Source organism: Spirillospora sp. NPDC046719, assembly GCF_040645715.1.
Classification (GTDB): Bacteria; Actinomycetota; Actinomycetes; order Streptosporangiales; family Streptosporangiaceae; genus Spirillospora.
The window spans coordinates 1-10,081 of the sequence record NZ_JBEYYT010000356.1 but is presented as its reverse complement, the minus strand read 5'-3'; the positions used below and the strand labels follow the sequence as shown (position 1 = coordinate 10,081).

General features: G+C 69.8%; 8 protein-coding genes. 4 read left to right on the top strand and 4 right to left on the bottom strand.

The window, feature by feature from the left end; translation table 11 throughout:
• Positions 1-180 precede the first annotated feature (180 nt).
• The 3 genes from ABZ914_RS38740 to ABZ914_RS38730 are packed head-to-tail and all read right to left on the bottom strand — an operon-like array spanning position 181 to position 4,922.
• On the bottom strand, positions 181-921 hold the full coding sequence (locus tag ABZ914_RS38740; protein ID WP_500199460.1) for an ABC transporter ATP-binding protein: 741 nt from the start codon (positions 919-921) through the stop codon (positions 181-183).
• Positions 918-3,650 (bottom strand): ABC transporter permease subunit, encoded by a 2,733-nt coding sequence (locus tag ABZ914_RS38735; RefSeq protein ID WP_500199458.1) that lies wholly within the window; start codon positions 3,648-3,650, stop codon positions 918-920. The genes ABZ914_RS38740 and ABZ914_RS38735 overlap by 4 nt, the downstream gene beginning before the upstream one ends.
• Positions 3,651-3,659: 9 nt before the next feature.
• Complete coding sequence (locus ABZ914_RS38730; protein WP_500199456.1) at positions 3,660-4,922, bottom strand: ABC transporter substrate-binding protein; 1,263 nt, start codon at positions 4,920-4,922, stop codon at positions 3,660-3,662.
• Positions 4,923-5,107: 185 nt separating this feature from the next.
• Between ABZ914_RS38730 and ABZ914_RS38725 the strand changes: the two genes are divergently transcribed.
• Complete coding sequence (locus tag ABZ914_RS38725) at positions 5,108-5,953, top strand: SDR family NAD(P)-dependent oxidoreductase (protein WP_500199454.1); 846 nt, start codon at positions 5,108-5,110, stop codon at positions 5,951-5,953.
• Between the two features lie 73 nt (positions 5,954-6,026).
• Here ABZ914_RS38725 and ABZ914_RS38720 read toward each other — a convergent pair whose 3' ends face one another.
• The gene (locus ABZ914_RS38720; RefSeq protein ID WP_500199452.1) at positions 6,027-7,211 is read right to left on the bottom strand and encodes an amidohydrolase family protein; all 1,185 of its coding nucleotides are present in this window, start codon (positions 7,209-7,211) and stop codon (positions 6,027-6,029) included.
• Positions 7,212-7,319: 108 nt separating this feature from the next.
• On the opposite strand from ABZ914_RS38720, the gene ABZ914_RS38715 reads away from it, so the two are divergent.
• From ABZ914_RS38715 to ABZ914_RS38705, 3 genes are all read left to right on the top strand, one after another.
• Entirely contained in the window at positions 7,320-7,826 is a 507-nt protein-coding gene (locus ABZ914_RS38715) for a DoxX family protein (RefSeq protein ID WP_500199450.1), read from the top strand.
• A gap of 198 nt (positions 7,827-8,024) precedes the next feature.
• On the top strand, positions 8,025-9,326 hold the full coding sequence (locus tag ABZ914_RS38710; RefSeq protein WP_500199449.1) for a phenylacetate--CoA ligase family protein: 1,302 nt from the start codon (positions 8,025-8,027) through the stop codon (positions 9,324-9,326).
• On the top strand, positions 9,326-10,027 hold the full coding sequence (locus ABZ914_RS38705; protein WP_500199448.1) for a hypothetical protein: 702 nt from the start codon (positions 9,326-9,328) through the stop codon (positions 10,025-10,027). Before ABZ914_RS38710 ends, ABZ914_RS38705 begins: the two co-directional genes overlap by 1 nt.
• Positions 10,028-10,081 lie beyond the last annotated feature (54 nt).

The window sequence follows — 10,081 nt, the reverse complement described above, 5'->3', positions numbered from 1 at the left end:
GGGTGGGCCCGCCCACCCCACCCGCCATGCTCCCCGGGGGGGTCCCCCGCAAAAACCTCGTCTGTGTTAGCCGATGGCCCCGGGGGGCCGCAAGCCCCCCCCCCCGGGCCATTGCCTTTCGGGCGTGCACGGCGGCGGGCCTTTTCGCTCGCCCGCCGCCGTGCGTGCTCACCAACGGAATCAGCCGGATCCGATGTAGCTTTCGAAGATGTCGCCCTTCAGGAGTTCGGCCGGCTCGCCGTCGTAGGCGATCTCGCCTCGCCGGAGCACGTAGGCGTGCGTGGCGATCTGTAGGACGCGCTGCGCGAACTGGTCGACCACCAGAAGCGAGACCCCTCGTCCGGCGAGCGACTCCAGGAAGGCGAACACCTCGTCGACGATGACGGGCGCCAGCCCGAGAGATGCCTCGTCCACCATGACGAGCGCGGGCTCGCCGAGGAGCGCCTGAGCCATGGCCAGCATCTGCTGCTGGCCGCCGCTGAGCGTCCCGGCCGTCTGATCGAGACGGCCCGAAAGCGACGGGAACGCCTCGATGGCGCGGTCGATCGCCGTGGCGTCCCGCGGACGCGCCTGGAGCCGGAGGTTCTCCCGCACGCTCAGCCCCCGGAAGACGGCATGGCCCTCCGGGATGTAGCACAGGCCTCGCCGGATGCGCTGGTGGGCGGCCAGTGTCCCGACATCCTCGCCCAGCATTTCGATCCGGCCGGACTGGAGGCGATTGAGCCCGCCGGCCGTCCGCAACAACGTCGACTTGCCCGCGCCATTGGCGCCGAGAAGGGCCACGACGGCGCCTTTGGGCACGGCGAGCGAGACCCCGTGCAGGACGGTGGTCTCGTCATAACCGGCCCGGACGTCGTGCAAGGCGAGGACGGGCGGTCCGGCTTGGTCGACGCTCGTGGCGGACTGCTGCAACTCGGTCATGCGTCGGCCTCCTGCACATCCCCGGTGGTCTGAAGCTCTTCGGTGCCGAGGTAAGCGGCGCGTACCGCCGCAGAGGACCGCACGCTCTCCGGGATGCCCTCATGCAGCAGCTTCCCGAAGTCGAGGACGTAGATGTAGCTGCAGATGCGCATCACCAGCGACATGTCGTGCTCCACGATGAGGACGCCGATTCCGCGGTCCAGCACCACCCTTTCCAGTACGTTCGCGAACCGCGCGGTCTCGACCTGGTCCAGGCCCGACGAGGGCTCGTCGAGCAGGAGGACGTCGAAGCGGCCCGCCAGGCACCGTGCCAGCTCGACCAGCCGCCGCTCGCCGGTGGACAGTTCGCCCGCCTGCCGGTTGGCCAGGTGCGCGATGCCGCACAGGCGCATGGCGTCGTCGGCGGCGGTCCGGGTCTCGCGCCGTTGCGCGCGGGTGGCCGCGAGCTGCGACCAGGGCCGGGACCCGGCGAGGCCGCTCTCGTGGCCCAGCGCGACGTTGTCGGCCACGGTCAGCGAGTCGCAGAGGTTCATGATCTGGAACGTGCGTCCCACGCCGGCGCGTCCGCGGGCGGCGGCCGAGGCGCGGGTGATGGCGCGGCCTCCCATGGAGACGTCTCCACGGTCCGGTTTGAGCAGCCCGGTCCCGGCGTTGAACAGCGTGGTCTTGCCGGCGCCGTTGGGGCCGATCAGGCCGGTGATGCGCCCGATCGGTGCGTGCAGGTCGATCCCGTCGACGGCGGTGACGCCGCCGAAGCGCACGGTCAGCCCGCGGATCCGGAACCCTTCGCTGCTCTCCGGGGCGGCGGAGCGGTCGAGGGATGCGTCCGGAGCGGTACCGTCCTCGTCCGGTGCCTGCTCGTCCGTACCTGGAGCATGACGCCCGCCCAGGCGGTCGAGCGCGGCGCGAAGCCGGGCCGGGGCGGCCGGGGGGCCGCCTGCCATGGCGACCTGGATCGCGAAGAACCCGAACGCCGCGTTCAGCCAGTACGTGGTGTCCTCGCCGGGGAGGTAGCCGGGGATGATCGCGACCATCCCGATGAAGACGGCGTACCAGGGGTTTGCGAACGGCGCGAGCGCGAGCGTGACCAGGAGGATGATCGAGTAGAAGGACGAGTAGTGCGGGTCCGTGGTGCCGGCGGAGTGCAGGGCCGACCCGTAGAGGATGCCGGAGACGCCCGCCATGAACGCCGAGACGCAGAAGACGATGAGCTTGGTGACGCTGATGCTCAAGCCCGCGGTGGACACCGCGGTCGGCGCTTCCGCCATTCCTCGCAGCATCCGGCCGATCCGTGCGCGTTCCGCGGCGACCACGGCGACACCGCACACGACGACGATCGCGAGCACGAAGAAGTAGAAGGCGTCGTCGCTCTGCGCGAACGACGGGCGAGGCATCGCACGTCCGGTGCTCAGCGGAGTGAACATCCAGTCGAGCGGATAGAAGAGCCGCTCGACCATGAGCCCGAACCCCAGGGTCGCCAGGGCGAGGAAGACCCCGGACAGGCGAAGCGCGGGCAGGGCCACGAGGGCGCCCACGGGAACCACGACGAGCGCCCCCAGCAACAAGGCCAAGAGCCAGGGGAGGCCGTGGTCCACCGCGAACTGGGAGAACGCGACGGCCCCTATCGCTCCGAAGGCGGCGTGGCACAGCGAGACCTGCCCGGACGTGCGCACCAGCAGCCCGAGCGACATGAACATCACGACCTGGGTGAGCGCCACGATGTAGAAGGTGAGCTTCGTCCCCGCGAAGGCCGGAACGGTGGCCAGCACGCCCACCACGACCACGGCCGCCAAGGCCCGCGCCCGCCACGGGGCATGCCACTGCAAGGGCGGACGGCGCTCGATCAGTGACGCGGCCATGAGCTTGCGCCGCGGCATCACCAGCAGTGCGGCGACGAGGATGACGAACGGCAGGCTCGCGGGCAGTCCGGCCAGCCAGCTCACGTCCAGCACGTAGTTCTTGGACACGTCGGTGGCCACGCCCAGGGCGAGCCCGCCGAGGAAGGTCAGCGGGACGCTGGTGAACGCGCCGATCGCCGCCGCACCGAACGCCGTCACGACGAGGAAGGTGAGGGCGATCGGCTCCAGCCCGACGAGCGGGAGGAGCAGGACCCCCGAGAGGGCGGCGAAGGTCGAGCCGATGAGCCACGCCGCCCGCCGGACCCCGACGGGGCTGACGCCTTTGACCGCCAGCAGGTCGGGGTCGTCCACGACGGCCCGCATCGCCAGGCCGATCCGGGTGTAGCGGAACAGGGCCCACAGGGCCGCCACGGCCACGAGGGCGATCACCGCCGTGAACAGGAACTTGTACTGCACGTTCACGGACCCGACGGCGAAGGAGTCCTCGGATTTCGGGAGGAAGCCGTCCACGCTGATGGCGTCGGGGCCGTACTTGATGGTCCCGAGGCCTTGGACGAGCAGGATCAGTCCGGCGGTTCCGACGATCTTCATGGGCACGCGCTGAGGCGCCAGCCGCCGCGCGATCAGTTCCATGAGCAGGCCCATCAGCGGACCCGCGACCAGGACGGTCACCGCCGCGGACGCCTGCCACCCCAGTCCGAGGTCGACGTGCAGCCAATAGAAGCAGTAGGCGGCGACGGTCGCGAGCGCTCCGTGCCCGAAGTTGAAGATGCCGGAGGTCTTGTAGGTGACCACCAGGCCGCTGCCGATGAGGCCGTACACCGCCCCGGTCGCGAGGCCGCTGATCAGGAAGGGGATGAGGTCCTGCATGAACGGTCCTCAGCCCGCGGCCGGTGCGGACATGCAGTCGGACTTGAGCGGGCCGCTGGCGGCACTGTTCCCGGAGGGGCCGGAGAGGGGCGCGCTGGCGAACTTGCCGTCCTGCATCTTGTACACCCACAGGCAGGTGATGGCCGGGCCGGGCTTTCCGGTGGTGTAGGTGAGCTTCTGCGCGAGCAGGCCGCCGAGGTCCTCGTCCTTGATCGTGTGGAGGCCTGCGGTCATGTCCTTGCGCGTGGGCTTGTCGGGAAGGTTCGCCGCCGCCTTGCGGATCAGCTCCAGGGTCGACCAGACCGTGGTCGCCGCGGGGTTGGCGTAGTCGGCGTCCGGGGCGTACTTCTTCATGGCGTCGCGGAACTGCTCGACCTGCGGTGTGTCCGCCCACCAGGGGAAGCCCTGCAGGCCGCCGACGAGCTTCGCGTTCGGGGTCTTGGTGATGTCGGCGTTGACCGCGCCGGCGGTGACACCGAAGTACCCCTTGTAGCCCTGGCCGGTGCAGTCGGAGATGAGCTTGCGGCCGGCCGCCGGGGCGATCGAGAGCTGGACGAGGTCGGCGCCCATGTTCTTCAGCCGCAGGCACTCCGCGGTGTAGCTGGGGGCGGTCGTCGAGGCGGCCACCGAGCCGACGTACTGGACTCCCTGCTGCTGGGCGAGCGGCCCGTACAGGGCCACCGCCTCCTTGCACGCCGCGCCCTCGGCGCAGTAGACCGACGCGAACTTCTTCGCGCCGACCGCCTTGGCCGAGGCGACCTGGACGGCCACCGTGGCCGGGAAGGCCTGCGGACTGGTGGGGAAGTAGTTGGGCTGCGCGGTCCAGATCTTGGTCTGGTAACCGGTCGCACCGACGACGGGGACGTCCTTGCCGCCCAGCACGGCCGCGACGGGCTGCTCGCTGTTGCTCGCCTCGGTGGAGATGGACAGGACGTTCGGATCGGCCAGGAGTTCCTGTGCCGCGGCCGTGGCGGTGGCAGCGTCGCCCTTGTCGTCCTTGACGACGATGCGGACCGGGTGGCCGGCGATCCCCTGGCCGGCGTTGACCCAGCGCTGCCAGGCGAGCGCGACGTCGGCGCCGCTCTTGTCGGAGGACGAGGTGATTCCGGTGCGCGACACGATGAGGCCGAGCTTGATCTCGGACTTGGTGAGGGCGGGGTTCACCGTCGTCTTCTTGGCGCCGTCGTCGTCGCCGTTGCCGCCGCAGGCGGCCAGGGCGAGCGCGGAGGCGCCGACGCAGGCGATACCGGCAAGGCGAAGTGATCGGGTCATGGCAGGTGACTCCCTCGCGCGTGAGACCGCTGAGAAGGGTTGGGGTGGGCAGCCGGGCGCGGCTCCACGGCACGTCCTGGGCGGACGCGTGTGAGGAAGCTAACAGAGCAACAAGGTCAAGTAAACAGATTGGTTATATATTTCAGCTGTATTGAAGAACTTGCCCGAGGGGAAAGGAGTGCCGCATGGAACGGCCGGATGCGGAGAAGCCGCAGGTGGGAACGGTGGACCTGCCGAGACGGGGCACGCGGATGCGAGGCCGCGTCGCCCTCGTGAGCGGGGGCGGTGGGGGATCGGACGCCGAGTTCCTGGGCACAGGGGCGGCGACGGCCCTGCTGTTCGCCGAGCAGGGCGCGGTCGTGGGAGTCCTCGACCGCGACGGAGCGCGCGCGGAACGGACGTGTGAACTCATCCGCGAACGGGGTGGGCGGGCCATGCCGCTCGCCGCCGACGTGACCGACGAGGCGGCCGTCGAGCAGGCCGTGGCCCGCCTGGTGGCGGACACGGGACGGCTGGACGTCCTGGTGAACAACACCGGCGTGACCGGAGGCGCGATCGATGCCCCCGATCTTCGCGACTGGGACCGCGTTATGGCGGTCAACCTGCGCGGCTGTGCGGTGACGAGCCGCGCCGTGCTCCCGCATCTGCGCGTGGCAGGGGGCGCCGCCATCGTCAACGTCTCGTCCGTGGCGGCGATCCGCGCGTTCGGGAGCGGCGCCTACGGTGCTTCGAAGGCGGGAGTGATCGCCCTGACCCGGGATCTCGCCTATGCCTGGGGGCGGCATGGAATACGCGTGAACTGCATCGTCCCCGGCCATCTGCACACGCCGATCGGGGACCACGGCGGTGCGGAGGGCCGGGACCTGCGGCGCCGGGCCAGTCTGCTGGCCACCGAAGGGAGTGCTTGGGACGTCGCCTGGGCCGCGCTTTTCCTCGCGGGGCCGGAGAGCGCCTGGATCACCGCGGCCGCCCTCCCGGTGGACGCGGGAACGACGGCCGCCACCGCCTTGGGGCTCCTGCCCCTGATGTGACCGGAGCCCCGGATTCGCGGCTCGGGGCATCGGTCCGATGGCGGAGGCGGCCGGCCCCGAGCGCGAGCCGGCGTCAGGCGGTCAGCACCTTCAGCGCGTTGTCGCGCAGGAACTTCCTGCGGTTGTCCTCGCCGAGGCCGGCGACCTTGTCGAAGTAGTCCTTCGGGTCGGCCAGTCCCTCGGCGTGCGGCCAGTCGGAACCCATGACCAGCGAGTCCACCGTCCCGAGCCGGTCGGCCAGGCCGATGATGTCGTCCTCGGGGTAGGGCACCACCTTGACGTGCTTGTGGAAGACGTGGCTCGGCCGCTCGGCCAGCTGCCCGCCGAGCCACACGCCGTTGCGGCCCATCCCGCGGCTCTTGTCCATGTGCTTGAGGAAGTGCGGCACCCATTCGGCGCCGAACTCGCTGACGACGACGTTGATATTCGGGTACCGGCCGAAGAGGTTGTCGAAGATCAGGGCGGAGAGCGTGTCGGTGATGGGACGCTCGCCGTAGGTGTTCTGCCACTGCCACGCGGAGAACTGGAAGGGCGGGACGAGGCCCCATCCCCAGTGCGAGGCGACGTTGGCCTGGTAGTGGAACTCGGAGATGTGGAAGGCGACGTTCGCCTTGGCCTCGTTGATGCGGGACCAGAACGGGTCGAAGTAGGGGTCGCCCGGCGAGCGGCCGTAGGCCGGCCCCGCGGGGAGCAGGATGAACCGGGCGCCCGCGTCCAGGACGGCGTCGAGCTCGGCGACCGCGTGGTCCAGGTCGCGGAGGGAGAGCATGGCGGGGGCGTAGATCCGGTCCTTGTAGTGGAAGCCCCAGTCCTCGTCCATCCAGCGGTTGAACGAGCGCAGGTTGTCGTAGAGCGGCTCGATCCCGTCGAGGTAGGCCTCGGCCAGCAGGCCCCAGCCGCCGGGGTACATGAGGGCGCGCTCGATGTGCTGCTCGTCCATCTTCGCCAGGCGCGCGTCCTTGTCGAGGTACTCGTCCTTCATGTCCTCGAAGAACCGCTCGGCGTCGGCCGCGTCGCCCTGGGAGCGCTGCCGGAGCATCTCGGCGAGCGAGCCGGGGACGTAGGCCTTGTCCAGGTGGTTCTCCAGGGCGTTGACGATCCGGTGGTTCGCCAGCAGGGCCTGGTCCCCGGAGGCGAGCGTCACCGGCTGAACGGCCGTGTCGATCTTGTCCTTCGGCATGAACCGGGTGAAGCAGTCGGTGGTCTCGTACGAGTGCGTGTCGAAGTCGATCATCCGGTAGGGGAGTGCGCCGCTCATGGCCGTCCTCTCTTGGCAGGGCAGGTCTGTTTCTAATATAGCTATATAAATACAACTTGCTAGCTTTCACCTGGTGGCTGGCGGACCGGAACGGCGAGGTGACGGTGTATGGACGCGGTCGATGTGGCTGCCCTGCTCGTGCGGGTGGTCGTGGGTGCGACGATGGTGGTCCACGGTGGCAACCACCTGTGGGGCGGCGGAGGAGTGTCGGGTACGGCCGGCTGGTTCGCCTCGCTCGGCATGCGGCCGGCGAAGGTGCACGCCCTCCTCAGTGGAGCCGGTGAGATCGCTGCGGGAGCGGCTCTGGTGCTGGGTCTCCTCACGCCGCTCGCCTGCGCGTTCGTGGTCGGAACCATGGTGGTGGCAGGCGTGACGGCCCACCGCAAGAACGGCTTCTTCGTCTTCCGTGACGGCTATGAGTACGTCCTCGTCCTGGCGGTGACCTGCACGGCGCTCGCCATGCTCGGAGCGGGCTCGGCCTCACTGGACCGGCTGATCGGCGTCGAGGGCGACCTGCGTGGATCGCTCGGCGTCGCGATCGCGCTGGCCGGCGGCGTCGGCGGTGCCGTGCTCCTGCTCGCCGCGACCTGGCGGCCGAGCCGCGCTGCGGGCTAGTGCCGGGCCGCCTCACCCACAACCGCTGAATCAGTTGACTAATTCAATGCTTTATCTGATGATGTAGGTGGCCTGCGTCACACCCCCCGAGGCCGCGCCATCGCGCCCGCGCCGGGCCGCGGCCGTCCGCTCATCGTCGACACGGCCGCCCGCGCCGCTCGGAGCGACCTTCCCGAGCCCTGTTACGAGGAGGGCCCCATGCCGGATGACAGATACCTTGAACCAGCGGTCGAGACCATGTCTCGGACGGCGCTCCGCGAACTCCAGGAACAGCGGGTCCTGGACCTGGTGCCCTCCGCCTACGAGAACTCGCCGTTCTACCGGGAGCTCTGGGACTCCCACGGTGTCCACCCCCGTGACATCTCTTCGCTGGAGGACTTCCGCGAGCGGATCCCGTCCTTCGGCAAGGACGCCGTCCGTTCCTACCGGGCGCGCACGGGCGATCCCTTCGGCGGCCTGCTGCGGGTCCGGCCGTCCGAGCTGACCTCGATCACCTCCAGTTCCGGCACGACGGGGGACCCGGAGTTCTTCGCGGAGATCTGGGATGGGGCTCCTCCGCTGGTCACCGCGCAACTCCGGGATCTGTGGGGGCTGGGACTGCGGCCGGGAGACCGGGTGCTGAGCCCTCCGGGCACCTTCCGCAACCTGATGGACTACGGGTACCACGCTCTCGGCGCCGTCGTGATCTCCACGAACACGTGGTTCGGGCGCATGCGCGAGACGCTGGATGTGGTGCGGCGTTACCGGCCCGCCTACATGCAGCTCATGTATCCGCAGCTGGTCGAACTCGAGCACCTGGAGAACGAGTACGACCTCAAGGAGATCTTCGCGTCGTTGAAGGGCGCCGCCTGCGCCGGACAGCCGATCAGTCCGCGGATGAGGGAGAAGGTCCAGAACGAGTGGGGCGTCGAGCTCTACGAGTACACGAGCGCGGCGGACACTGGTACGGCATGGGAGTGCGGCGAGCACAACGGATTCCACCTGTGGGAGGACACCGTCTTCGCCGAGTGCCTCGACCCGTCCGGCAACGAGCCGGTCGACGAGGGCGAGATCGGCGAGCTCGTCGCCACCGACCTCGACAACCGCGCGGCGCCGCTCATCCGTTACCGAAGCGAGGACCTGGTGCGCTTCTCGAGTGAGGTGTGCGGTTGCGGGCGGACGCACGGGCGCATGTGGGTGTCCGGGCGCAGCGGCGACGAGACGCTCGTCGACGGCAGGCCGGTCGTCCTGCGGGACGTGTGGCAGGCCGTGGAGGCCGAGCCCGAGACCGTCGCCGGCGTCTTCCAGATCGTCCGGCCTGCCCGCGAGGTGGACCGGCTTCGCGTTCGCGTCGGCTATGACCCGTCCCTGACCGGCGACACCGCCGACCTCGCGGACCGGCTGCGCGTCGGTATCGCGAAGCGAACCGGAGTGGAGCCCGAGCTGGAACTGCAAAGCGAGGAGGACCTCATGCGGACCGTGCGGAGCGTGGCCAAGTTCCCGAGGGTGGTGAAGCAGTGATGGTGCGACAGGACACGCTCTCCCGCGCCTGCATGCTCGACCATCCGCCGATCGCCTACCTCCTTCCGGTGCCCGGCCCGGACGGCACCGTCGACTGCGAGGTCGGCTGGGACGACCTCGCCAGGGACGCCGCCTGGACGCAGGAGCGGCTCGAGGCGCACGGGTTGGAACGCGGACATCAGGCGGTCGTCAGCTTCTCGGGCCATGAAGGTGCCTGGTTCCAGCCGGTCATCGAGGCGCTCCGGAATTTGGGCGTGGTGTACGGCAGCGTGGAGGCGATGGGCTGGGACCATGTGCGCACCCGGGTGTTCCATCGTGAGCTGGACCTTCATGCGATCCTCGGTATAACCGGGGAGACACTGGAAGCCCTGAGCGGGCAGACCATGATCGGCGACCTCTTCCGCGAGACGCCGATCGTCATGGCCCGTCCGGACGGGGTCGCGAAGCTGCGCAACGCGGGGGTACCCGCGGCGATCATCTCCACGCTCGGGCCCGCGCTGGCCATCGAGTGCCCGGAGCGCACCGGTGCGCACGTCAACCGGGCCGAGTGGACCGTCACCGAGCGGGACTCCGGTCTGGCGGTGACGGCCTCGACCGTCCGAGCGGTCGGGCACCGGGAGTTCCTCGTCGACGCCCAGGGCACCGTTGACACGGCTCGCTGCGCATGCGGAAGCGACGATCCCCGCGTGCTGTTCGCCTGAGGAACCGCATGGGCGTACCCGACTACGGCGCCGTGGCGCGACGTTCACCCGTCG

What these genes read in the sequence shown, in the direction of transcription:
- ABZ914_RS38715 (WP_500199450.1), top strand. Translation starts at nt 7,320, where the DNA reads ATGGACGCGGTCGATGTGGCTGCCCTGCTCGTGCGGGTGGTCGTGGGT.
- ABZ914_RS38725 (WP_500199454.1), top strand. Translation starts at nt 5,108, where the DNA reads ATGGAACGGCCGGATGCGGAGAAGCCGCAGGTGGGAACGGTGGACCTG.
- ABZ914_RS38720 (WP_500199452.1), bottom strand. Translation starts at nt 7,211, where the DNA reads ATGAGCGGCGCACTCCCCTACCGGATGATCGACTTCGACACGCACTCG.
- ABZ914_RS38730 (WP_500199456.1), bottom strand. Translation starts at nt 4,922, where the DNA reads ATGACCCGATCACTTCGCCTTGCCGGTATCGCCTGCGTCGGCGCCTCC.
- ABZ914_RS38705 (WP_500199448.1), top strand. Translation starts at nt 9,326, where the DNA reads ATGGTGCGACAGGACACGCTCTCCCGCGCCTGCATGCTCGACCATCCG.
- ABZ914_RS38740 (WP_500199460.1), bottom strand. Translation starts at nt 921, where the DNA reads ATGACCGAGTTGCAGCAGTCCGCCACGAGCGTCGACCAAGCCGGACCG.
- ABZ914_RS38710 (WP_500199449.1), top strand. Translation starts at nt 8,025, where the DNA reads ATGCCGGATGACAGATACCTTGAACCAGCGGTCGAGACCATGTCTCGG.
- ABZ914_RS38735 (WP_500199458.1), bottom strand. Translation starts at nt 3,650, where the DNA reads ATGCAGGACCTCATCCCCTTCCTGATCAGCGGCCTCGCGACCGGGGCG.